Source organism: uncultured Acinetobacter sp. (assembly GCF_947624825.1).
Taxonomy (GTDB): Bacteria; Pseudomonadota; Gammaproteobacteria; order Pseudomonadales; family Moraxellaceae; genus Acinetobacter.
Map to the genome: position 1 here is coordinate 15,679 of NZ_CANQLZ010000006.1, position 25,268 is coordinate 40,946.

The following is a 25,268-nucleotide window of genomic DNA, read 5'->3' on the forward strand; positions in this document are numbered from 1 at the left end:
ATTACAAGCAGCTTGCACATTGTTACTTTGGCATCAGGAATAATTCTAATTAAAAAATCGCGCCGAACGGTTTTCGCGCAGGGAGTACAAAAATGGATCAGGCTCATGTAGATCGTATTCTACAAAATCCAAAATTCAAAGAAATGGTGGCACGAAAAAGTCGCTTGAGCTGGACGCTCACGGCAATCATGCTGTTTGCTTATGTTGGTTTTATGCTATTGGTTGGCTACAACAAAGAGTTCTTATTGCAATCGTTAAGTGGTGGTGTCACCACCATTGGGATTCCATTAGGTCTTGGCATCATTGTGTTGTCTTTTGTGCTGTGTGGTGTGTATTCGTACATTGCCAACAACAAACTCGACAGTTTAAACAATGAAGCGCTTCGTGAAGTTGAAGCGATTGCCAAAGAAAAAGGACCAAATGCATGATCAAATCTAAATTTTTTGCCGCAGTAACTATGTTGCTAGCTTCAGGATTAGCATTTGCAGGTCCTGACTTAGGTGCAGCAGAACAACAACCGACCAACTGGCCTGCAATTATCATGTTTATGATCTTTGTAGGAGGTACCTTATTTATTACCAAGTGGGCTGCTAAACAAACCACGAGTACCAATGATTTCTATACCGCAGGTGGCGGGATTTCAGGTTTCCAAAACGGTTTAGCAATTGCCGGTGACTATATGTCAGCTGCATCGTTCTTGGGTATTTCTGCAATGGTGTTTATGTCAGGCTTTGATGGCTTGCTGTATTCACTGGGCTTTATGGTGGGTTGGCCTATCGTTTTATTCTTGGTGGCTGAACGTCTACGTAATTTAGGTAAATTTAACTTATCTGACGTGGTATCTTTCCGCTTACAAGAAAAACCAGTGCGTACTTTGGCTGCGGTCAGTTCGTTGGTTGTTGTGGCATTCTACCTTATTGCACAGATGGTCGGTGCAGGTCAGCTCATCAAATTGCTATTTGGTTTGAACTACAACCTTGCAGTGGTGATTGTTGGCTTATTAATGATGGCGTATGTGATGTTTGGCGGTATGTTAGCCACCACATGGGTACAAATCATTAAAGCCGTGATGCTATTGTCTGGTGCAACTTTCATGGCATTTATGGTGATGAAAGGTGTAGGCTTTAGCTTTACCAACATGTTTGAACAATCTATTCAAGTGTTCTCTAAAGTACATGATTTAAACTTAACAGATGCTGCAAAAATCATGGGTCCAGGTAGCTTAGCTTCGAATCCAATTGATGCGATTTCTTTAGGTTTAGCGTTGATGTTTGGTACAGCAGGTTTACCACACATTTTGATGCGTTTCTTTACGGTAAAAGATGCTAAAGAAGCACGTAAATCAGTTGTGGTTGCAACAGGTTTTATTGGTTACTTCTACCTATTAACTTTCATTATTGGTTTTGGTGCGATCCTTTACGTATCAAACAATCCACAGTTCCTTGACGTTGCTAAAATGGCAGTGACAGGTAAATTAGAACTTGTGGGCGGTAACAACATGGCTGCGGTGCATTTATCTGATGCAGTGGGCGGTGACTTGTTCATGGGCTTTATCTCTGCGGTTGCATTTGCCACAATCTTAGCCGTGGTTGCAGGTTTAACCCTATCAGGTGCTTCAGCGATTTCACACGACTTATATGCCAACGTATTTAAGAAAGGTCAAACTACACCTGAATCTGAATTACGTATGTCAAAAATTGCAACTTTAGGTTTAGCGATCTTTGCCATGGTTTTAGGTATCATCTTCGAAAAACAAAACGTAGCCTTCATGGTGGGTCTGGCATTCTCTGTTGCTGCTTGTGCCAACTTCCCAGTGCTTGTATTGTCAATGTTCTGGAAAGGATTAACCACACGCGGTGCAGTCATGGGTGGCGTGGTTGGTCTAGTACTTGCGGTAACCTTGATTATCTTATCTAAAGCAGTATGGGTAGATACATTAGGTATTTCTGATACACCAATTAACCCATACAATGGTCCTGCATTGTTTGCAATGCCTTTGGCATTCTTCTGCTGCTGGTTGTTCTCTGTAACGGATAACTCGGCGCAAGCTCAAGAAGAACGCCGTGCTTTCGATGCGCAGTTTGTACGTTCACAAACGGGTATTGGTATCTCGGGTGCTTCAGATCACTAAGTGATAGTCCCTTTTAAAAAGCCCCATTTGGGGCTTTTTTTATGTGATTTAGGGTTTAAATTTATGCTTTAAATAACGATAAAACACAGCATCTTTTTCAAACCAATTGGCTTTAGCACTGAGCAATAAACGCGCCACTAAATAAGCACCTGTTACTTGTCCTACAACAGGTAGACTCAGTAACACGCCAATCAAAGCAATCTTACTGACTTTAAGCCCTGAGATTTTTGCTGCCATCCATTGAAATTGTTGCCAACTAATCTCTTGGCGTTGGTAGCGTTTAAATAAATCATAAATGGCTAAAGACACACTCAGCACAGAAATGGCCGGAAAATATTCCCAAAAATGCTCATCATTTGGATCTTTGGCAGTCACCCATAAATCAATGGCATCTTCCACACTTTGTAGCATCACTTTGTGATTGGCTGCATTTTCATCTTGCAAAGAATGTAATATTTCAATCCCTGCAATGGCATGTTCTTCAGGGTTTTTAACTGACCATGTAGCTTGTGCTTGCCCAAAGGCTGATAAAATCAAACAAACAGCATCTAAGTCTTGGCTATGTAAACAAACTTCAAGTGTATTGCTATGCGTTTTGGGATAAGCCACATACATCAGGTCTTGTTGATGTTGGAGTTTTAAGCACTCAAGCAAAGACAGTTGTGTCTTGATATTTTTAACCAAAGCGACAATTTGATCTGCATCAATGGTTTGTAAATAGTGTTTAAGCAAAGCTGCATCGTAATTTTTCAGCTCGTCTACAGCAAAACGCAGTGCCAAAATTACCACATGTGTTTGTGATGAAAGTACATGAGCTTGCACAATATCTAGCAAACTTTGGGTAATTTCAAGCGTATTTAGCTGACGGTTTAAATAATGATAAGCTTGAGACATTTAATCCTCCTGCTTTTTTTGCGCTTTGGCGCGTTGTTGTCCTTGTTGAAAAGCCTGCTGCCAAATTGCTTTAATCTGTGCCTCGCTGATTTTTTCATTTTTAGCTTTATGTGCAAAATATACATCGGCCACTTTCATAATTGCATAGGTGAGGGCATACACTAGTGGAATTGACAGCAAACCACCAAAACCAAAACTCACGGTTTTCCAAACCCCAAGCGCCAATTGCTGGGCCAACATGCCTAAACCTGCCAAAGCAACAATTTCTTTGACCCAATCAAGCGCCTCATTTTCACTAATGGGAACACCATGAATAGCCGCAATACGACTGGCAAAATAACCTTGTAACGGGGTGAGCAACAAAATATCGGCAAATGGTAGCGGTTGAATGGACACTCCTGCACATGTTGCGCAAGCAATGTGGGTAATATTGGAGATTTTTTTATCGTGAGATAAATCTTCTCGTAATTCAATGGCGGTAATTTCTTGACGAATTTTAGCTGTGATTTTCATACAATATTTTGCTCAGTAAAGCACTTTTCTCATGCTAAGTTAACTGCGTATAAAAACACAACAGTAAACACGCTATGCAGGCATTTGTTAATTTTTGGTGCACCTTTAAACAGCTTCCTTCAGCTTGGCTGTTACTTTTACAAAGCTTGATGTTGGTTTTGGCCATGTTTAGTTCGTATAGCCAGTCGTACCGAGTGGTGACTTGGGTGCTTGGGGTATTGGCGTTGTTGGTGATTGCAAAAGTGATCCGCCAAACGCCAGTATTTACCTTTTTAGGTTTAAGTTTTGTGAGTTTGGCGGTGTTGTTTTCCAGCTTAATTTTAGTGGGAATAGATCAGCGTTGGGTGCAAATATTGGCGCATGTATTTGAAGCTTTTGCTTATTTTAGTGCAGCTTATGGTTTATTGCGTTATATGTTTGAAGATCGTTATTTAACTTTAGATGAGTTATTTGCCGCAGGTGCTGTATTTACCTTATTGGCATGGGGTTTTGCATTTTTATACAGTACTTGCCAGTTACTCATTCCGCATAGTTTTAGCCTCAATAGCATGGCACAGCAACAACAATGGTTAGATTTATTATTCTTAAGCTTTAGTTTGCAATCAGCCACAGGCTTATCCGACTTAATGCCCTTAAGTCCTTTAGCGCGTGTATTGGCGATTGTGCAAATGTTTTGCGGGGTAATGTATTTGGCCGTAATCGTGTCGCGTTTAATTGCGCTGCAATATATTGGCGAAAGAAAAATTTAGCATGAGATATAAAAAAAGGACGCTGAGCGTCCTTTTTTTATATCGTATCTAATTTAAATTAGAAACGGAATTTAGCATTTAAGCCAACAGTTTCTGTATCCAATACAGAGTTGTCTTCAGCATTTGCTTTAACAAATGAAGCACCAACAGCAACAGCTGGTGTAATGAAGTAGTTTACGTTTGCAGCTAAAGCTGAATCTGGAGAAGCTGCAAAGCTAGATTCGTAGTAAGAAACGCCTAAGCCTAATTTAGGTGTTACATAAAGCGTAGAACCTAAGTTAAATGCAGTGTCATCGCCATAAACTAAGCCAGATTCAAACGCAACTGACATGTTAGTACCGTCAATATCACCTACGTATTTAGTACGTGCAGTGATTGCGTCTTGGTCTTCACCTAGAGTTAAAGATTCGCCATAGCCTGCAACAACACCGTTGTTTGCAACTTTGAATGCGTCAAATGCTTGTTGGTTCGCAGCGCTTGTGTAACCTACAGCAACCAAGAAGTTAGGTAGTGCTAAAGCACCAAGTTCTAATGCATAACGGTCGCCATTGTCTTCAAGACCAAGCTCTTTAGTGATTTGGTTTTTAGCATCAGCAATGGTTGCGCTGTAAGATGCGCTTGCATATACAGGTACAACTGAAGTTGGGATATAAACTTCACCTTTAGCACCCATGTTATGCGCTACAACGTCAAGACCGTCGTTACCTAATTCTGCATAGTTATAAGCAACAGCAACATTAGATGCATGGTTTAAAAACGCAGCTTCAGCTAAAGGACCTTTAGCAGCATCAACATTTTTAAAGTAGTAAGTCGCTTGAACACCACCAATAAAGTCTTTGTTATTTACTGTGGTGTCTAGGTATTCAGCTTGACCTTGTACTTCAAATTGGTAAGCTTGAGCACCGGTTACGGCTAATAATAAAGCAGTGGCTAAACCGAGTTTTTTCATAATAGATACCAGTTGTAATTAAAAATGGACTGAATTTGCTTAGCCAATTCTATTGTAACATTTCATTAAGTCAATGAAGTGGAAAGATATTATTGTTTTGATTTGTTGATATGATTTATGGTATGAGTTTAAAATTTACACATTTAAGTTTTAATTTTAAAGTCAGGAAAAAACTTTTTATAACAAAAGAATAAGTAAAACTACCGCTAAAAAAATTAAAAATACATGAACAATATCGTAAATAAGAGCAGTAATAAAAGCGATCTGATTGTTAAAATTGATCGTTAAAAACATTTATAGTGTTATCTTCTTGTAACTAAAAAGTGCATCTTTTTATAGTTCAAAATAATTTAAATACTAAGTAAGTCACTTTTTATAAAAAATACCGCGATAAATAAAGTAAATTTTTTGAAATTGCCATGATTGACACATTATTTCAAAATAAGGTGATTAAAAAAGAAACATGTGTTTGTAGTGTGCTTTACTTCACTGAATTTTTCTTCCATAATTTCGATTATAAAGTCGACCAGTTTAGTCAACTTAAATGAATTCTATTCATAACATTGTATTCAGGCTTTAATGAATATAATGCTTAAAAAATGATTTTAATTTTGTTTTTATCCGCCCAGCTTTCCCCAAGGTTGGGCTTTTTTTTATGTATTTTACAAGCGAATTGGTCGCTTATACTTGCTTGACACCGTATATTAACCCGAATCATGGATAAGAAATTCAGTTGAAAAAAAAGATGACTGAGTTGATAAGTGAGTTACGACACAAACCATTCAACCAGCCATCCTATGTTCGAGTTTACAACTTTATTCTGCACGATTGATGATTTTTTTCAAAAAAATGAAGTGGTCTATTGGCAGTATCTAAAACAAGAAAATCCTAAAGTCAGACAGCGATCAGGTGTTCTATGCTTATCTGAAATTATCTTTATCGCAGTTTGGTATAAAAACTCTCAACTTCATCATTTCAAAGCCTTTTATGGCATGATAAAACGCTTTTACTCCAAGCTTTTTAAAGCATTACCATCCTATCAACGGATCGTTTATTTGATCAATCAACATCAACTCGCACTTCAAGCATTACATATTTCTTTAACATCCAAGACTCAAACAGAATGTGCTTGGGTTGACTCTACAACTTTACCCGTATGTAAAAATCAGCGTATTCAGCGCCATAAATCTTTAAAACAAATTGCTACACGAGGTAAAAGCTCAATGGGTTGGTTCTATGGATGCAAATTGCATATATTGGTGGATGCTCAGGGTCAATTGATTCAGACCCAACTGTCGAATGGCCATACTTCAGATATCAAGATTCTGCCAAAGTTAGCGCAAGGCTATATGGGTAAGATCTTCGGCGATCGTGGCTACATCAGTGAAAGTTTAAAAGATACATTAACAAAGCAAGGTATTGAGTTAATTACCTATCATCGCAAAAATATGCGTCCAATGGAGCTATCATCAGAGGATGAAGCAATGCTAAGACAACGCAATAAAATAGAGACGGTCTTTAGCTTATTGAAGCAGCAATACAATTTAGTAAGCAGCCGTCATCGTTCCATTTCAGGTTATTTCGCTGGGATTTATGCATCCTTATGTGCTTATCAAATCTGCCATCAGAATAAGCCTCAATTTACAACAATGTAAAACTAGGCTTATCCATGATTCGGGTTATATTAAATAGGTTTTTGCACAACTTTGGTGCAAAATGATGATTTTTGAGCTAGATTTTAAGCATAAAAAAACCCACTTTTCAAAGAAAAGTGGGTTTTTTAGCCAAAATCTGCGGGAAAGTTAAAAAATCTGCTGAGGAATATTTCAACTCGCCCTAATGAAGTGCATTATGCACCGCTTTGTGGCAGCTGTAAATATTTTGTTATGGTAAATCAGCAAAAAAAATAGCGTTTTTTAGCTGATCTAAAAGCATTAAAATTTGGCAGATGTAGATAAATGCAGCTAAGTTGTATGCAAATGAGCAATTCTATTCCCTATCTTTAAATAAGCGCTAGCAGGCAAAATGTTTTCGTTTTAAAGTAGCAGCTTAATTTAGCTATGTTTTTCCTGATTTGTTGGTTTTAGGACGTAGAGATTCATGTATAGATTACGTTCTGAACGTATGCGCACACATTTGCATATCTCAACTTTTGTAATGGTCATTTGTTTATTGGTCCTGACCGCGTCATTGATTTTTAAAAGCTATCAAAGCTACCAACGAGCAAATCATACCTTACTTGAGATTGAAGCTTTAATTGCAATGTCAGACTTATCTCAGGCGATGCTGAGTGAGCGTTTACCGATTAATTTTGTGCATCATGCCAGTGCTGAAAATCAAGTCATTTATCAAGCTCAATTACAGCAACATCGTGATCGGGTCGATCAAAAAATTCAACAAACAGTACACATTTTACAAGCGTCAGGTTTTTCTGAAATTGCCAATCAGTTAAGCAATGAAGTCACACCACATTTGGTGAATGCACGCCGTGATTTTGATCATTATGTCAATCTACCATCAAAACAACGTACCCAACAACGCTTGATGCAAGACCTGCAAAGCTTATTTGATGTGTGGGAAAAGACCCATGCTTTATTAAAAAAGAAATTGCTTGAGTCTAGAGCTTATGGGATGGAAAACACTTATCACTATGCCATGATTCTGTTGATCTATGACTTACAAGATCAAACAAGCCGGATTACATCTTCTTTAAAAGAACCGATTATATTTTCTGAAAAAATTAATGAGCAGCAACGTATTGCGACTTTAAAACAGTTATATCAAGTTGAATACTTATGGAAATTAATTGGCAATATTAAAGACACCAGTGAAAAACACGCAGCATTTCAAAAGTATTATCAGGCAATTGAAAGCCAATTGCTACAGACCAACAAAGCGCTGATAGACACCTTATTAAACGAAAGTAATCAACAAAAACCTTATAGTTATACGACTCAACAAATCACCACAATTGCGGTGCAGAATTCTGCAACTGTATTGGATTTACAGCATTATGTGCTAAAAACACGTTTGGCTGTAGTTGAAGAGCGTAAGCATGTGGCACAGCGTGACTTTATTGTATCGTGCTTGGTGTTATTTTTATGTTTGGGCGCTGTTGTTTTTACCTTTTTATATGTACGTCATCAGGTTTTTTTACCTTTAGTGTTAGCACGTAATACTTTACTTGACTTGGTGGACCCTGCAAATAAGCATGACTTAAATGATTCTGTGACTTTGTTAGATGCGATTGAACGTATGAAACAAACCTTACAGCAACGTGATGCCTTAGCCTTTCAACTTAAAAATATGGCCAACACTGACCCCTTAACAGGTGCTTCAAATCGGGTGGCCTTAGATGAGTATTTAAAGTTAAAAAATCAGCAAAGTAATGCCTTTAGTGACACGGCGCTTATTATTGTTGATATTGATAATTTTAAGCAAGTGAATGATTACTATGGGCACTTGGTAGGAGATGATGTGATTCGCCATATTGCGCAACAATTGCAAGCAAATGTTAGAAACACCGATTTGGTGGTGCGTTATGGTGGTGATGAGTTTTTGGTGATTTTAGAAAATTGTGCCTTTGGCGATGCTTTATATATTGGCGATAAAATACGTTGTGCCATTAGTCATCATCCAGTCCAAGTAGAAGGGCATGAGGATTTACGCGTTTCGGTGAGTGCAGGGGTTGCTGTTGGTGGAGATTCATGGAAGCAGTTGCTTGCCAAAGCAGATCAAAGTTTATTAAGAGTCAAAGCCAGTGGTAAAAATGCAGTGGAGGGTTAATTTTTTAACCAAATCTGAAGAATTATTTTAGTGGTTTTAAAAACAGATTTTGCTCAGGTGAAAAGTTGTTTAGTCTTTGCTTAAATAAAAAAAACGGTGAATGAATCACCGTTTTATCACGTATTGAACTAAAACCAAAGGTTATTTAAGCATCGGTTTTAAGAAACGACCTGTATGTGAAATGTCAATATTTACAATCTCTTCAGGCGTTCCTTCAGCAATAATCATCCCACCACCTGAACCGCCTTCAGGACCTAAATCTACAATCCAATCGGCGGTTTTAATCACATCCAAATTATGCTCAATCACCACAATGGTATTACCCTTGTTGCGAAGCTGATGCAAAATATCCAACAACTTGGCAATATCATGGAAGTGTAAACCTGTGGTTGGCTCATCTAACACATACAGCGTTTTGCCTGTATCACGCTTAGCCAATTCACGAGCAAGTTTGACTCGTTGTGCTTCACCGCCCGACAAAGTCGTTGCCGACTGACCTAAACGAATATAGCCCAAACCCACTTGGTTTAAAGTTTCTAAACGACGATGAATCACAGGAATCGCATCAAAGAAATGCATCGCATCTTCAACCGTCATCTCTAATACATCGGCAATATTTTTACTCTTATAGCCAACTTCTAAAGTTTCGCGGTTATAACGCTTGCCATGACAGGCATCACACGGCACATACATATCGGGTAAGAAATGCATGGCAACTTTAATCATACCATCGCCTTCACAGGCTTCGCAGCGCCCACCTTTGACGTTAAATGAAAAACGGCCAGCAGTATAACCACGTGCTTTGGCTTCTTGAGTTTGTGCAAATAACTCACGAATTGGAGTAAATAAACCAGTATAAGTTGCAGGGTTAGAGCGTGGGGTACGACCAATTGGGCTTTGATCAATATCAACCACTTTATCTAAGAACTGTAAGCCGTCAATTGAATCAAATTTCTCAGCTGTTAAAGTGGTTGCACCATTGAGTTGTGTGGCAGCAAGCGGCAATAAGGTACGGTTAATTAAGGTGGATTTACCTGAACCTGAAACGCCTGTTACGCAGGTCATTACGCCTAAAGGTAAGGTTAGATCTACGTTTTTAAGGTTATGACCTGCCGCGCCCATCAGCTTAATTTGCTCATCGGGTTTTGGCGGTTGAATACGTGTTTTGGGCACTTCGATTTTGAGTTTGCCTGATAAATACTGACCCGTTAATGAATCAGGGTTGGCTAAAATCTCATCATAAGTACCTTCAGCAATCACATAACCACCATGCACACCTGCACCCGGGCCAATATCAATAATATGATCGGCTGCGCGAATGGCATCTTCATCATGCTCAACTACTAATACAGTGTTGCCTAAATCGCGTAAACGCACCAAAGTTTCTAGCAAACGGTCGTTATCACGCTGATGTAAACCAATGGAAGGTTCATCAAGCACATACATCACGCCCATTAAGCCTGCACCAATTTGTGATGCCAAACGAATACGCTGTGCTTCACCACCCGATAAAGTTTCGGCTGAACGTGACAGGCTTAAATAATTTAAACCCACAGATACTAAAAAGTGCAAACGATCACGAATTTCTTTAAAGATTTTATCGGCAATTTCGCCTTTGGCGCCGCTGAGTTGTAAATCTTGGTAATACTGCTCGGCATCGCCAATTGACATTTTGGTGATTTCGGCAATGGTCTTGTCTAAAATTTTCACATGACGTGAAATTTCATTGAGGCGCGAACCATCGCAGGCGTCACAGGCGGTATTGGATAAATATTGTGATAAATCATCACGCACATAGTTACTTTCAGTCTCACGGTAACGACGTTCTAAATGCGGCAAAATTCCTTCAAACGGCATGACGCGGTTATGACGACGACCACGTTCATCGATATAACTTAAGTCAATTTTGTCACGCCCTGTGCCGTATAGGAATTTCTTTTGCGTGTCTTTATCGAGTTGATTCCATGCTGCGTCCATGGAAAAACCGTAGTGCTCCGCCACTTTTTGCAACATGCTGTAATAATATGGACGCTGACGATCCCAACCACGAATTGCGCCTTGGCTAATGGACAGCTCAGGATTATGAATCAGTTTTTCGGCACTAAAATGGTTACGTGTGCCTAAACCATCACAGACAGGGCAAGCGCCAAACGGGTTGTTAAACGAAAATAAACGTGGCTCGAGTTCTGCCACAGCACGTTCACATTCAGGGCAAGAGTGTTTGGCTGAAAAGACTCGATCATCATGCTCGCCATTCATCCACGATAAAATCGCAATATCACCACCTAAACGTAGCGCTGTTTCAAAGCTTTCAGCAATACGGTTGCCTAAGTCATCACGCACTTTAAAGCGATCGACCACCACTTCAATGGTGTGTTTTTTCTTTTTGTCCAATTCAGGCATCGGGTCAAGGTCCACAATCTCACCATCGACGCGGGCACGCACAAAACCTTGGCTTTGCAATTGTTCAAATAAATTACTGTATTCACCTTTACGCTCACGCACCACCGGTGCAAGTAGCATTAGCGCTGTACCTTCTTCTAAGCCTTTAACTGCATCGACCATTTCGGACACGGTTTGCGCCACCATAGGTAGGTCATGCTCAGGACAATATGGCGTACCAACACGGGCATACAATAAGCGTAAATAGTCGTAAATTTCGGTAATGGTACCTACGGTTGAACGTGGGTTATGACTTGTTGATTTTTGCTCAATGGCAATCGCTGGGCTTAAACCTTCAATCGAGTCGACTTCGGGCTTTTCCATTTGTGATAAAAATTGACGCGCATAAGCCGACAGCGATTCTACATAACGACGCTGACCTTCGGCATATAAGGTATCAAAAGCAAGTGATGACTTACCTGAACCCGAAAGCCCCGTAATCACCACAAACTGATCGCGTGGAATATCAAGGTTCACATTTTTTAAATTATGGGTACGTGCGCCTCGAATACGGATATGACTTTGGCTCATGCAATGATCCTAAACATTTATCTTGAGAGGCGTATATAATAGCGCATGAAAAATGTTCAAGTGGGCTTTGACTACATTTGTACGTCAAATTATGTCGGAGTGCTGTGTTTCTGGGCAAATCTACAGCTGCACAAGATCAGGCGACTAAACATCAACTTGCTTAATCGCCAAGTGCAATTATAAAGGCCAAGTCTGCTCGCGATAAGCACTGTCCCAAAATAGCCATTCGAGTTCTGCCCCACGGCGATAGGCTTGATGCATTTTAGCTAAGGTATCTTCATCACAACGTGCTGCAACACGGTCAATGGTGGCCACTACTTCACGAACAGCAGTGTGAAACTCTTCGCCTGCATAGGTATTAATCCACGCTTGATAAGGATTATTGGCAACCGATTGCTTGACAATATCACGGCCAACCTCAGCATAAATCCAAAAACATGGCAGCAAAGATGCCAATACCACAGGGTAACTTTCTGACCATGCGGTAGCGGTTAAAAAGTTGGTGTAATGGTGACAGGCTAAGGTGAGCGGAGTATTTTCAAATTCTGCTTGGCTGACATTAAACTGCGTTAAAAAGCTGTCATGCATTTCACGTTCAAATACAATCGCCAATTTGGCAGCTTCTGCAAATTGAATCACATCTTTGGCATCAAAAGCTTTGGCGGCACATACAGCTAAGGCGCGTCCGTAAGCCACCAAATAATGCGCATCTTGAATCATATAATGCTGAAAAGCACTTTGCGATAACGTGCCTTGGCTTAATTGTTGGTTAAACGGATGCGCGAGAATTTTTTGATAAATGTCGGCATGTTGTTGCCAAAGCTGTGCAGAAAAAAGCATGTCTTAAATCCAAAAGGTGAAATTGTATATGACTATAGCAAGTTATCCAGTCTCGCCCTAGGGTAAAAAATGCCGTCAGTCAGACAATAAATTCAACGACCCTTGCATCTTTACGAGTACAATAATCGCAACGTATAAACGCTTGTTTGGTAAGATTGCTCAAGCGTTTTCTTATTGCTTGATATTTAAGGTCGAAAAATTATGTGGAAACATTTTGGTTTTTCAATCGTATTTACGATCGTGTGTTTGGGGTTGTCGGCTTATTGGGGTTATACCCATGGGCCTGAGGCAGGCTTAAAAACCATGTTAACGGTGCTTACCATTACAGCCATTTTGGCGGTCATGGAAATATCGTTGTCGTTTGATAATGCGGTTGTAAATGCATCGGTACTGCGCCATTGGGACCATTTTTGGAAAATGCTGTTTTTAACGGTCGGCATTTTGGTCGCCGTGTTTGGTATGCGTTTAATTTTCCCAATTGTGATTGTGGCGGTGACAGCCGACATGGGCATGATGGAAGTGGTGAATTTAGCGTTAAATGATCCCAAAGAATACTCAGCCCGTTTAATGAATCATCATCCTGAAATTGCCGCTTTTGGTGGTGCGTTCTTACTTATGGTGTTCTTAAACTTCTTCTTAGATGATGGTAAAGACACCCATTGGTTTAAATGGATTGAACGCCGTTTAGCCAATTTAGCCTCTGTGCCTGCGTTGTCGGTGTTTATTGCTTTAGTGGCACTTTTAATTATGGCTGCCAATGTAGATGAAGCCAAACGTTTAGTGGTGACCATGGCGGGTATTTGGGGTATCGTGATTTATATCGGTGTTCAAGTTCTTAGTCATTTATTAGGTGGTGAGCCTGAATTAGACGATGAAGGTAACGCGGTAGACAAAGCTGGTAATCCTGTACCAGGTGGTGTGGTAAAAGCCGGTATTGGTGGCTTTTTGTACCTCGAAGTGCTTGATGCATCGTTTAGTTTTGACGGTGTAATTGGTGCATTTGCGATTACCTCAGACGTGGTGATCATTATGCTTGGTCTTGCCATTGGTGCAATGTTCGTGCGTTCTATTACCATTTACTTAGTAGAAAAAGGCACTTTAGATGCTTACGTTTACTTAGAACATGGTGCGCATTATGCCATTGGTGCATTGGCCTTTATTATGATTGCCAGTGGTACAGGTTTACACGTTCCTGAAGTGGTGACTGGTTTAATTGGTGTGGCATTTATTGTTTGGGCGATTATTGCGTCGATTCAGTATCGTAAACGTCAAGTAAAGTTGGATTCGTAAAACCGATATCAACTATGGCGCATTTCAATGCGCCTTTTTTATGCCTGAAATAGCAGCTTGAGGCTGAATGATGTAGCATATTAGCGACCTTGCTATTAAATCCCAAACCCTATGATGAATGCCTTAGAACGACGCTCAACTTTTGCCTTAAGCAGTATTTTTGCTTTACGCATGTTGGGTTTATTCATGATTATTCCGGTGTTTTCGGTCGCGGGGCAGCAATATGCACATGCCACCCCAATGCTGATTGGTCTAGCTGTGGGGGTCTATGGTTTGACCCAAGCCCTTTTACAGATTCCATTTAGCTTGATTGCCGACCGTTATAGCCGTAAACCTTTAATCGTGATTGGTTTATTAATGTTTGCTTTAGGTGGGGCTGTCGCTGCCATGTCTGAGAGCATTTATGGGGTGATCATTGGGCGCGCTATTGCCGGTGGTGGAGCAGTGTCTGCGGTGGTGATGGCATTATTGGCCGATGTGACCCGAGAAGAACAACGCTCTAAAGCCATGGCCATGATGGGCATGAGTATTGGTTTATCGTTTGTGGTGGCTTTTAGCTTGGGGCCTTGGCTGACCAGTTTGGTGGGCATCTCGGGCTTGTTTTGGGTGACCACTCTTATGGGTTTAATGGCAATTGGAATGTTGGCTTTAGTACCCCAAGTGATTCGTCACCATAAAAATTTCCAACAAGGTTACGTCACACAACTAAAGCAAGTGCTTAAAATGGGCGATCTCAATCGTCTGCATGTGTCGGTATTTAGCTTACATTTATTGCTCACCGCAATGTTTATTTATATGCCATCGCAATTGATTGAGATGGCAGATTTACCCCTTGCAAATCATGGTTTAGTGTACTTGCCACTGTTGGTGCTGAGTTTGTTTTTTGCCTTCCCAAGCATTATTTTGGCCGAGAAATACCGCAAAATGCGCGGCATTTTCTTAACCGCGATTGGCGGTATTATCTTAGGTTTAATCATTTTGATTTTTGGCTTTGAATCAAAATATATCTTATTGTTAGGTTTAGCACTGTTCTTTATTGCCTTTAACGTGATGGAAGCATTACTACCTTCATGGATGTCAAAGTCTGCACCTATTCAATCTAAAGCCACAGCCATGGGCGTCAATGCTTCTAGCCAATTTTTAGGTGCATTTGTGGGTGGTTTATTGGGTGGGCAATTATTGTTGCTAAATAACACGGCCTTAGGTTGGAGCATTTTAACGGTAATTGCCATTTTATGGTTATTGGTTAGCTTTGGATTAAAGCAGCCACGTTATTTATCTTCTATGGTGTTTCGTTTACCTGAAAATCAAAAAGACCAAGAATGGAGCCAAACTTTATTGGCAATTCGTGGCATTGAAGAAGTGGTGATTATGGCCGAGCAAAACGTGGCTTATGTTAAAGTTGAAAAGCAGTTACTGGATGATGCAGGGCGACAACAATTAACGCAGTTGTTAGGGAAAGATATAGCCATTTAGGCTTAACTCTTATAAAGTAAAACAAGTAAAAACAGTTGTTAGGTATAGAACTCATGCGTGGTGTAAATAAAGTTATTTTAGTGGGTACGTTGGGTAAAGATCCGGAAACCAAAAGCTTTCCAAATGGTGGTTCAATTACTCAATTTTCAATTGCAACCAGTGAAGCTTGGGTAGATAAAGCCAGCGGTGAACGTAAAGAACAAACCGAATGGCACCGTATTGTGCTGAATAACCGTTTAGGTGAAATTGCACAGCAATATTTACGCAAAGGCTCAAAAGTTTATATTGAAGGTTCATTACGTACTCGTAAGTGGACTGATCAAAACGGTCAAGAGCGTTACAGCACCGAAATCCGTGGTGATCAAATGCAAATGCTTGATTCACGCGGTCAAAGTGATGGCGCGTCACAAGAAGGTGGTTTTGGTCAACCGCGTTTTAACAACAATAACCAAGGTGGTTATGGCAATGCCAATCAAGGCGGCTATAACAATAACCAAGGTGGTTATGCCAATAATGCCAACCAAGGTGGTTTTGCGCCAAATCAAAATGGTTATGGCAATAACAACCCAAGTGGTTTTGCACCGCAAGCTGCACCTAAAGCGCCTGCTGCACAACCACCTGCGGATATGGACGATGACTTACCGTTTTAGACTATACAATAATTAAATATTGTATTTAATATAAAGTAAGAACCTGATTTAGATTGGGTTCTTATTTTTTTTACTCTAAAAAACTTGTATTTCTTGTAAAATAACTTTATACAATATAAAACATTGTATTTATTATTCTTAAGTATGCCTGACTTACACCGTAAAAATTTCATAGCTCAAGATGGTGAGCGATTTACTTTGTTAGTTAATGAAGATGGTATTCCTGATTTCTGGACTACACTCTATATGACTACTAAAGTGAGATCTCAGACTCAGGCTACTCAAAGAGCACATTTAAATAACTTGGCTCATATCAATATTTGGGAACAAATTGTAGGTGAACGTTTATCAGACAAGATAATTCGCATAATTAATGATCATACTAAAATATTGAATGATGATTTATTTACGACAAATGAAATTCATCAGATTGGCCATCATTGTAAATTAACTTCTAAAGCTGCTAGAAGAAATTTAAAAGCCTCATCGAAAAAAACAAGAAATGATAATTTAATTAAATTCATATCTCCGATAAGTAAAATCCCTGATCCAATAGTAGGGGTAGAGCAACAAATAGGTAGAATTCATGAGTTTGCAGAGTATTTTGAATTCTTAGCAATCAATATCTTAAGATCAAAGCCTTCTTTTTCAGCTTACTTAGATCAGATATCTCGAATTAAAAGCAATATCTTGAATCAAAAGAGTAAAGGACGTAGTTCCAGAAACAAAGTAATTGATCCTGATAGGAAGGCACCTCCTCCCGAAGTTTTTGATGAGGTCATGAGGATTGTTGATTTAGAGAATCCAATGAATCCATTTACTTCTACTGTTAGAACCAGAAATTATTTATTGTTTCGAATGCTGTATGAAACAGGTATGAGAACTGGTGAAATATTACAATTAAAGATTACAGATATTGATTTTTCGGACTCAGCAATTCAAGTAAGAAGAAGGCATAACGATCCCGAAGATACAAAACGTAGATTCGAACCGAATGCAAAAACTGAAGAAAGAGATATTCCTATCTCACGTAAACTATCTAATGAACTTAGAAATTATATTTTATATGAGCGTAGAGAAATACCTAATACAAAATCACATAGTTTTTTGTTTGTTTCAAATAAAGGAAAAAGTAAAGGGGATCCATTGTCACTAATTCAATTTTCTAAAATGGTAGAGAAAGTCGCTGTTAGTGAAAAACTAGCAGATTTTATTAAGAAAAATGGTTTTTCTACATCTAGAACTCTAACCAAACACAGCTTTAGACATAATTTTAATAATAGATTTTCTAAAATTATTGATACAAACAATGCTTTAGCAGTAGAGGAAGGCAGGCTAAACGATGTTATTTCGGAAAAAAAGGAAATAGAGCAAAGGATGTATCTAAATGGGCATCGTAGCGCTACTTCTGCCATAGTTTATAACTTGAGACACACTAAGGAGCAGGCAGAAAAGTTCCTAAAAAATGAACAAAACAGAATTGATGAACATCTGAATATTGGAGAATTTCAGTGAAACATGATTATTCAGATGTTGCTGAATTCTATCTCGACACACGAGTAAGTAAGGCTGGTTATGAATTTAATTTTATTGCTCAACATTGGTCTTTAGATAATTCACTAATACTAAATTGGAATATTGTAAATAAAAAAATCCATCCTGAAGTACTTAAGGGGTTTCGCTTAACAATTGCAAGATTAGCTGAGGAAGTATCAGCTCATTACACGCATAATTGTTGGAGTTATTTTAGAAGATATCTCCTAGATACAGATATTTATGATGGTGGACTTATTACACCTGAATTGATTTTGAATATTAAAGCTAGTTTAAGTAAAGAAGATGAATATAAATTAGGAACTATTCGTGCTTTATTACGTAGTTGGATCTCTTGGGGATTTAATGGCTTAACTATTGGTGTTGAAGAAGTTTTAGATAAGATTGTATTAGCGGGAAATACTAAAGGAAAGGCTGTTACTCACCATTGTCCTTATACAGGTCCATATACATTAACTGAACAACAATCATTGTTAGTATGGGCTGGGAATGCATTTAAAAGCGAACTAATTAGTTTAGAAGAGTTTGCATGGTTTTATACAATTTATTCTACGGCTCGCCGATCAAATCAGATTCGAGCATTAAGGGCAGTCGATTTAACAGTTAAAAAGGTTGTTGATGGTCTAAAATACGAGCTTGAAATTCCCAGAGCTAAGCAAAGAGGTGGTACGTTTAGAGGAGAATCACGATCAATATATATCAGTGAAGATATGTATTTGGTTCTGAAAAATTTAATTGAGCAAAACAAGCAAGTAGCTAGAAAATACATCCCAAAATTAACAGAAGAAGACTTAAAAGAACTTCCGATTTTTTTCAATGTTAATAGGTTTAAGGTAGTCAATTCGGTAGAATTATTCCGCGAAAAATTGAAGACAACACCTGATTATTTTCATGCTTCAATCCAAGATGTTGATATTTTAACTACAAGTCTATCTCGAAAGTGTGACGCTATTTCTGAAAGAACATCAGATTATATTCACTTTACTCCAGTACGATGCAGACGAACACGTGCAACAAACCTGGTTCGACATGGAATCACGGGAGTTCAATTGGCATATTTAATGGATCATTCAGATACTCAACAATTGAAAGTTTACACAGCTCATACCCATGAATTGGCCTTACGCATCTTTGAGCACATGAATGATCCTATGACTTTCCTGGCGACTAAATTTGAAGGTCGGCTAATCGAGGATGAGAGAGAAGCTAGACGAGGACAAGATATTACTAGCAGAATTTATAAGGGGGACAATAAACAGATTGGTAATTGTGGAGGCTCTCCATCATGTCAAGCTGGTATGAAAGCATGTCTGCTATGTGATCAATTTCAACCTTTACTTTATGCACCTTGGGATGAATTGTTTTTAAATTTATTAGAAGAGGTTGAGCAGCGACATAAAGAGGGTGCTAGCGAATTAGTTATAAAATCTTATGACTTACAATTATCTCGTGTAAAAGCCATTTTAGATGCATGTGATAAGCGCATTAAAATGGAGGAAATAAGAGCATGAGTGAAGTTATTCCATTTGTACCCAAACATGAATTAGATTGTCAAAAGAACTTAAATGATTTCATTTGTCGGGCCAAGAATCAGTTAACTATTTATGAAGATCAAGGTGGTTTCAGTAGCTCAAATTGGAAGCATTATTTAGCTAATGGTCGTGCTCAATCTATGGAATTTACTGGTTTAGCGGAAAAAGGTAGAAAGACTGGTTCTCCGATGGAGCCCCCTTTTGTTGATTTTGCTAAAGCTTATGTAAGAGATAGCCAAACATGGAATGCAACAAATCCCGGTAACATGATGATGGTATTAAAGACTTGTCATGATGCACTACTCTTTGTTTACTCTAAGGCAGATGTTTTACTACTTGATGGGATTGTATTAAGAAAGATTACTGAGATGATTTATGAACGGAGTTCTGAATCTTCAAGATACCGTTATGGACAAATGTTGGAAAAATTTTTAGAAGATTTGCGACTTCTTAAAATTAATATAACTATTCCTGTATGGACAAATCCGTGGAAACGACCTGGAAATAAAGCACAAGGAACATCAGAAGAAGATAGAAAATGGCAACAAGAAAGGCTATTAGCAAGTTTTGAAATTACAGCATTAGCTGATGCATTCAGATTAGCAACAACAGCTTATCAAAAATTTTATTCGGCTCAAGCTGTCTTACTGATGTGTGCTCCTAGTCGTGGTGGGGAGTTAAGTTTTTTAACTGTAGATTGTCTGTTTGAAGAAACTCATAGTGAAAAAGTAAGAAATGAGGAAACTCAGCAGCTTGAGGATAAAGAAACAACAATTCTTTATATTCGATGGAAGGCTGAAAAAGGTGGGGGTCTTATTTCCAAGCCTGTTCATCCGTTAATAGCACCTACAGTTAAGGAAGCTGTTAAGCGGCTAATTATGATTGGAGAGCCTGCAAGAAAAGCTGCAAAATGGGCTATTGAAAAATCCAGTCAATTTTATCGGCATGATAGCTGCATAACATCTAAGGAACACGATGAAGATGCACCACTTACAGTTGGTGAATTTGCTGCTGCCTTCAATTTAGTAGATCGTTCTACAAGTTTAGAAAGTACATCCACAAATACTGAGGTTATTAAGAAACTATATAGACAAAAATGGGTTACAAATCTAATTGGTGCAAAGAGTTATATTACTTACAGCGACTTAGCTAAATTCACTTTTGAAAAATATAAGAAAAAATTCCCAAGTTGGCCTCAAATAGCTGAAATTGATAAGCCAGTTTGTGATCTATTGTGTCTGGTTCGAGAGAATGAATTTCATAATGAATTTGCACCCAAAGAGTATAGTTTTGAATGTCCAAATCTAAACTTACTAAATGACGCATTAGGTGCAATACATCAGAGATTACCTGGTACACACTCTCTATTCAGTGAATTAGGTATTAAAAATGAAGATGGAGGCGAAATAGTTATTTCCTCCCATCAAATTAGAGTTTGGCTATCCACGATGGCAGAGCGTGGTGAGATGGACTCTCTGGATCTAGCTATGTTTGCTGGACGTTCAAGAATTGAAGATAATCGTGCTTATGATTTGCGACCAATGAGTGAGTTTAAAGCTGAATCTAGAAAACTTTTAGAACTTGGATTGGAAAGTTTAGATGGCACAACCGCTTTAGAAGCTATCAAAGCTAATGTACCTGTGACATTTGAAATGCTGGGGCGTAAAGATCGAATAGGTACAGTACAAGTCTCAGGTTATGGATACTGTGAGCATGACTGGACAATGACACCCTGTACTAAAGCAGGTGAATGTATCAGTTGTAAAGAACATGCATGTGTAAAAGGATTGCCGAAAAATGTTGAACATCTCAAGCAGCTAGAAGATGTTGTGCAAGATGAACTTAATCGAGCCGCTGCTGCTACGCAAGAAGGCTTTCATGGTGCAAGTGCTTGGTTAGTTTACCATGGCAAAAAACTCGCCATTATTAAGACATTATTAAAATATCTAGAAGATGATCAATTACCTGATGGCTTAATACTTCGTATCCCAGAAGAGTTAGATGTGAGCCTGACAAAAATTGCATTAGGTGAACAAAATTTAATGAATACGGTAGACGAAAAGAATCCTATGTCTGAACAATTAGCGAATGAGTCAAAGAATTCATTCTTAGCATTATTGCAAGGTGGCTTATGAAACATAAGTTCATTGATGTCAAAGAAATGAAAGTTATCGAAAGTATCCTCAATAAATGGTCGGGTAAGTTAACTTGGGATCTTTTCGCAGTGTCAGTAGCTAGAGCATTAGATAAACCTTCTATTTCTAAATTTACCTTAATGAGCTATGAGCCTGTAAAACAGGCTTTTAATCTTCGAAAAAAGACGCTTAGAGAGGCAAAATCGACTGTTATAGCCTCAATAGGTGATGTGACGATTGATATGCTTATCAAAGAGAATGAAGAGTTAAGAAGCCAAATTTCACATTTGAAAAAGTTACTTGAAGCAAAAGAAAGTTTATGGGCAGACCAGTACAGACGATGGCAATATAATTTATCTCAAATGCCGAATGTAGATTTGGCTACATTGGATAGATCATTAACCAAGAAATAATTTATATATTCACCTTCTTGCGTAATAGATCGAGAGTTATATGTTTTGCGAGACTTTATAATGATATCTATTTTTTAAAATAAATATGATTAAAAAACAATTATTTAATTGTTTTTTGTATTTTTAAAGTGTTGTAAGTTATTTATTTTATTTATTTTTTTGAAATTCTATTTTAGAATTAGATTAAGAAATAAACGAAGAGGGTCTTACAATGCAACCACAATCACAATCAGTAGCACAAAATGTTAAACAAGTTTCTTTAAATAGTGTTGTTTTACAAAGACTTATTAAAGAAGTTAAGATGGAAAAAGAGAAAATGTCATGCGTTGGTGGTAATTATGATCGAGTTCATAATCGTCATAATCGCTAATAATGTTAAATCGTCTCGATACGTTGTTAATCAAGATTGCAAGTCGATGTAATCTTGATTGCAGTTACTGTTATGTATATCAAGGGCAAGATCAAAACTGGGTAAATCAGCCAAAAAGAATGAGTCAAGGAACTATTGGCTCGATTTGCAACAGTTTGAATCAGGTAATTTCTTTCCAAGAAAGTGGTTTTGCCGTTGTCTTGCATGGTGGAGAGCCATTGCTGTTGGGGGCTACTAGATTAGAAGAAATGCTTTCAAATTTGCGTACGGTTTTACCAAACCATCATAAGTATCCAATTGCTATTCAAACAAATGGGATGTTAATAAATGATGAAATACTAGAAATTTGTAGCCGATATAAAACTAGTATCTCTGTGAGTTTGGATGGTGTGAAAAAGGCAAATGATATAGCTAGATTTACCCATGATGGTAAAAGCTCATTTCAAAAAGTTGTTAATGGTATAGACAAATTGGTTTCACATCCTGATAGAGATTTTCTATTTTCGGGTACTTTATCAGTAATTCAGCCAACAACTTCACCAATTGAAAATTATAAATATTTAAAAAGTATTGGTAGTAAAAGTATTGATGTACTTTTGCAGGATGGGAATCATACTTATCTTCCCAAAGGAAAAGAAAGTTTTGAAAGTATTGAATATGGTGAATGGTTAGGAGAGTTATTAGAATATTATTTAAGAGATCCTGAACCTGTACCAATTCGCTTTTTTGATGATTTAATAAAAATAATTCTAGGAGGAAATCCTGATAAAGAAGGTAAGGGCGAAAACAATTTTGGTATCTTAGTAATTGAAACTAATGGTGAAATACGTAAAAACGATACATTAAGAGCTACTTTTGATGGTGCAGATTATTTTGAAAAACATCCTAATATTAATGAGCCAAATACCTTAATAGATACCCTTAAATCTAAAGAATATGTAGAGGCATCTAAAATTCAAAAACCTACATGCCAAAATTGTATCAATTGCGAAATTAATTTTATTTGTGGTGGTGGTATGCCTTTATCAAGATGGAGTAAAGAGAAGGAATTTGATAATCCCTCTATTTATTGTAATGATCACAAATATTATATATATAAATTACTGAATTTAATGGGTATTAAATGATCTCTATTCCTAGTTATATTTCTTTGGAATTAGCCCCATATAAACATTTTTTTTCAGAGTATTATATTGATGATAGTCTGAAGAAAAATATCCAGTATTGGTTGCTAAATGAAGCACCATGGAATTTGGTAAAAGCTAGTTTCTATACACAATATGAATTTAGTCTAAAAGATATAGAGCTTCCTGAATTTTTAAAATTTATAATATCAAAAGATTATCTTACAGAATTAAAGGGAATTGTAGAGAAAACATATAAAGTAAATCTACATAATCAGGTTGATGTGGTAGCACACAAATTAACTAAAGGACATGTCATTAAAATACATAATGATTTTTTAGTTGATGATCAATTAAAAGAAAGTCATAGGCTTCTTATGCATTTCAACTCTAATTGGAATGTGGAGAATGGAGGCTTATGTATGGTCTTTTCTAGTAATGATGCTTCATCAATACATAATATAATAATTCCAGAAGGTAATTTGTTACAAAGCTTTGAAATATCAGAAAATTCTCATCATGCAGTGAGTGAGATATATTCCGGTAATAGACTAACAATTATTTTTACTTTTTATTCAGGTTAAAGGTTGTGATTAATTATTTATATCCTGATAAAGATGAAATCTTAAACATAGTTTTAAGTGATATTTATTATAAAAATTATAATACTCTTGATTATATAAATGGCTCATCTAGTGAAAAAAAATCTACTTCAAGAATATTACAAAAACTTCCCCAAAATCTTTCAGAAACTTGGCTAGATATCGGTATTGAGTTAGATCAAGAATATAATGAGCAAGATGCTTTATTACAAATAAATGAGGTTTTTGAATATATTTGGAAAAATGATAGTTTTTCTGTTGGCATCTACGTTGATATTTTAGTCAAATCAATTCACCTGTTAAAAACAAAGAATGAAGACAATGATATAAGTTTTAGCGACCCTAATTTACCTTATACGATTTTCATAAATCTGCCTAATATACATTTAAAGAATTGGCTCGAGAGGACTGTAGAGAATGTGATTCATGAAGCTATGCATCTACAGTTATCGTTGCTTGAAAGAAAATATAATTTTTATGCATTAACTGACTCTAAGATTTATTCTCCTTGGAAGGATGAGCCTCGCAATAATAAAGGTATATTACATGCTGTATATGTATTTTCACATTTAAAGAATTTTTGGGAAAAAGTTTACATTGCTAACCAGACTATATTTGCTAAACATCGTATAGACGATATTCAGGAACAGCTTAATTTACTAAATTTTGATCAATTATCAGATTTTTATACTAAAGCTGGAAAGGATATTTTAAAGTTCTGTCTTAAACCTTAAATGTAGCCATAACCTCTAAAGAGAGGTTAGGACGCAATTTAAAGCAGTAGTGTATGCATTGAGATCATTTAATTTCTCAATGCATTTATTTTTTTCAGTATTGATCCTAATTGCTGAATTTGGAAATTTCTTTTCTAATAAAGAGAAGCTTTCTAGTTGCTTTTCTAACATTAAGATTTTCTTTTGAGTTTCTTCTTTAGAGTGGCTCATTTCTACAAAATCTAAAGATGTATCTGTAATTTCTCTCAATTGATCGAGTTTACTTGTTTCCGAAAATGTTGAAAAACGAGGGTTAACCAAATTGGTTTCTTTTGTTAAGAAACCATCTTCTACTAGCTTTCTCAGTAATCGATACATTCGTTGTCGATTAAAGCGATTACGTTCTTTTTTACTAAGTTTTAAGTGTTTCCAAAACTCATTTGCTGTCCACTGTTCAATCTTTTTACTCTTAAAAAGTGGTGGAAAAAGTTCAAACATCGGCATATTGCTTATAAGCATGACAATCACAGCATAAAAAAAATAAAAGAGGATTATAGTCCGTGGATATATAGTC

The 25,268-nt window shown here is 37.5% G+C and carries 22 protein-coding genes; 16 read left to right on the plus strand and 6 right to left on the minus strand.

Annotation, left to right across the window (positions count from 1 at the left end; all coding sequences use genetic code 11):
* Positions 1 to 92: 92 nt before the first annotated feature.
* Entirely contained in the window at positions 93 to 428 is a 336-nt protein-coding gene (locus tag Q0017_RS02585; protein ID WP_298142295.1) for a DUF485 domain-containing protein, read from the plus strand.
* The gene (locus Q0017_RS02590) at positions 425 to 2,131 is read left to right on the plus strand and encodes a cation acetate symporter (RefSeq protein ID WP_298142296.1); all 1,707 of its coding nucleotides are present in this window, start codon (positions 425 to 427) and stop codon (positions 2,129 to 2,131) included. Before Q0017_RS02585 ends, Q0017_RS02590 begins: the two co-directional genes overlap by 4 nt.
* 48 nt (positions 2,132 to 2,179) lie before the next feature.
* On the opposite strand, the gene Q0017_RS02595 is transcribed toward Q0017_RS02590, so the two are convergent.
* Both Q0017_RS02595 and Q0017_RS02600 read right to left on the minus strand, forming a co-directional pair.
* Positions 2,180 to 3,025 (minus strand): hypothetical protein, encoded by an 846-nt coding sequence (locus Q0017_RS02595; RefSeq protein ID WP_298142298.1) that lies wholly within the window; start codon positions 3,023 to 3,025, stop codon positions 2,180 to 2,182.
* Positions 3,026 to 3,538, minus strand: coding sequence for a hypothetical protein (locus tag Q0017_RS02600; protein WP_298142300.1), 513 nt, complete (start codon positions 3,536 to 3,538; stop codon positions 3,026 to 3,028).
* Between the two features lie 74 nt (positions 3,539 to 3,612).
* Between Q0017_RS02600 and Q0017_RS02605 the strand changes: the two genes are divergently transcribed.
* The gene (locus Q0017_RS02605) at positions 3,613 to 4,287 is read left to right on the plus strand and encodes an ion channel (RefSeq protein ID WP_298142301.1); all 675 of its coding nucleotides are present in this window, start codon (positions 3,613 to 3,615) and stop codon (positions 4,285 to 4,287) included.
* Between the two features lie 58 nt (positions 4,288 to 4,345).
* On the opposite strand, the gene omp33-36 is transcribed toward Q0017_RS02605, so the two are convergent.
* Positions 4,346 to 5,236 carry a porin Omp33-36 gene (gene omp33-36 / locus Q0017_RS02610; RefSeq protein WP_298142303.1) on the minus strand — a complete coding sequence of 297 codons (891 nt, stop codon included), beginning with the start codon at positions 5,234 to 5,236 and terminating at the stop codon, positions 4,346 to 4,348.
* Between the two features lie 797 nt (positions 5,237 to 6,033).
* Here omp33-36 and Q0017_RS02615 point away from each other — a divergent pair.
* Positions 6,034 to 6,891 (plus strand): IS982 family transposase, encoded by an 858-nt coding sequence (locus tag Q0017_RS02615; protein WP_298142402.1) that lies wholly within the window; start codon positions 6,034 to 6,036, stop codon positions 6,889 to 6,891.
* Positions 6,892 to 7,336: 445 nt separating this feature from the next.
* The gene (locus Q0017_RS02620) at positions 7,337 to 9,022 is read left to right on the plus strand and encodes a GGDEF domain-containing protein (RefSeq protein WP_298142305.1); all 1,686 of its coding nucleotides are present in this window, start codon (positions 7,337 to 7,339) and stop codon (positions 9,020 to 9,022) included.
* Between the two features lie 141 nt (positions 9,023 to 9,163).
* Here the strand turns inward: Q0017_RS02620 and uvrA are convergent, their stop codons facing one another.
* Positions 9,164 to 11,995, minus strand: coding sequence for an excinuclease ABC subunit UvrA (gene uvrA / locus Q0017_RS02625; protein WP_298142307.1), 2,832 nt, complete (start codon positions 11,993 to 11,995; stop codon positions 9,164 to 9,166).
* Positions 11,996 to 12,172: 177 nt separating this feature from the next.
* A complete protein-coding gene (gene tenA / locus Q0017_RS02630) occupies positions 12,173 to 12,835 on the minus strand; it encodes a thiaminase II (RefSeq protein ID WP_298142309.1) in 663 nt (220 codons plus the stop codon).
* 201 nt (positions 12,836 to 13,036) lie between these two features.
* Here tenA and Q0017_RS02635 point away from each other — a divergent pair, with 201 nt between their 5' ends.
* From Q0017_RS02635 to Q0017_RS02685, 11 genes are all read left to right on the plus strand, one after another.
* Entirely contained in the window at positions 13,037 to 14,125 is a 1,089-nt protein-coding gene (locus Q0017_RS02635) for a DUF475 domain-containing protein (protein ID WP_298142311.1), read from the plus strand.
* A 111-nt stretch (positions 14,126 to 14,236) separates the two neighbouring features.
* The gene (locus Q0017_RS02640) at positions 14,237 to 15,601 is read left to right on the plus strand and encodes an MFS transporter (protein ID WP_298142313.1); all 1,365 of its coding nucleotides are present in this window, start codon (positions 14,237 to 14,239) and stop codon (positions 15,599 to 15,601) included.
* 53 nt (positions 15,602 to 15,654) lie between these two features.
* Positions 15,655 to 16,251, plus strand: coding sequence for a single-stranded DNA-binding protein (gene ssb, locus Q0017_RS02645; protein ID WP_298142315.1), 597 nt, complete (start codon positions 15,655 to 15,657; stop codon positions 16,249 to 16,251).
* Between the two features lie 144 nt (positions 16,252 to 16,395).
* Entirely contained in the window at positions 16,396 to 17,766 is a 1,371-nt protein-coding gene (locus tag Q0017_RS02650) for a site-specific integrase (protein WP_298142317.1), read from the plus strand.
* A complete protein-coding gene (locus Q0017_RS02655; RefSeq protein ID WP_298142319.1) occupies positions 17,763 to 19,316 on the plus strand; it encodes a site-specific integrase in 1,554 nt (517 codons plus the stop codon). Before Q0017_RS02650 ends, Q0017_RS02655 begins: the two co-directional genes overlap by 4 nt.
* On the plus strand, positions 19,313 to 21,472 hold the full coding sequence (locus Q0017_RS02660) for a hypothetical protein (RefSeq protein WP_298142321.1): 2,160 nt from the start codon (positions 19,313 to 19,315) through the stop codon (positions 21,470 to 21,472). The genes Q0017_RS02655 and Q0017_RS02660 overlap by 4 nt, the downstream gene beginning before the upstream one ends.
* Positions 21,469 to 21,885: a hypothetical protein gene (locus Q0017_RS02665; protein WP_298142323.1), complete on the plus strand. Its 417-nt coding sequence runs from the start codon at positions 21,469 to 21,471 to the stop codon at positions 21,883 to 21,885. The genes Q0017_RS02660 and Q0017_RS02665 overlap by 4 nt, the downstream gene beginning before the upstream one ends.
* A 211-nt stretch (positions 21,886 to 22,096) precedes the next feature.
* Complete coding sequence (yhhA, locus tag Q0017_RS02670; protein WP_168730614.1) at positions 22,097 to 22,255, plus strand: YhhA family cyclophane-containing RiPP; 159 nt, start codon at positions 22,097 to 22,099, stop codon at positions 22,253 to 22,255.
* Between the two features lie 2 nt (positions 22,256 to 22,257).
* A complete protein-coding gene (yhhB, locus tag Q0017_RS02675) occupies positions 22,258 to 23,382 on the plus strand; it encodes a cyclophane-forming radical SAM/SPASM peptide maturase YhhB (RefSeq protein WP_298142326.1) in 1,125 nt (374 codons plus the stop codon).
* Positions 23,379 to 23,963, plus strand: a complete 585-nt coding sequence (gene yhhC / locus Q0017_RS02680) for a cyclophane-containing peptide 2OG-Fe(II) oxygenase YhhC (RefSeq protein ID WP_298142328.1) — start codon at positions 23,379 to 23,381, stop codon at positions 23,961 to 23,963. Before yhhB ends, yhhC begins: the two co-directional genes overlap by 4 nt.
* 5 nt (positions 23,964 to 23,968) lie before the next feature.
* Complete coding sequence (locus Q0017_RS02685; RefSeq protein ID WP_298142330.1) at positions 23,969 to 24,715, plus strand: HEXXH motif-containing putative peptide modification protein; 747 nt, start codon at positions 23,969 to 23,971, stop codon at positions 24,713 to 24,715.
* A 15-nt stretch (positions 24,716 to 24,730) separates the two neighbouring features.
* Here Q0017_RS02685 and Q0017_RS02690 read toward each other — a convergent pair whose 3' ends face one another.
* Positions 24,731 to 25,192: a hypothetical protein gene (locus tag Q0017_RS02690; protein ID WP_298142332.1), complete on the minus strand. Its 462-nt coding sequence runs from the start codon at positions 25,190 to 25,192 to the stop codon at positions 24,731 to 24,733.
* Between the last annotated feature and the right edge of the window lie 76 nt (positions 25,193 to 25,268).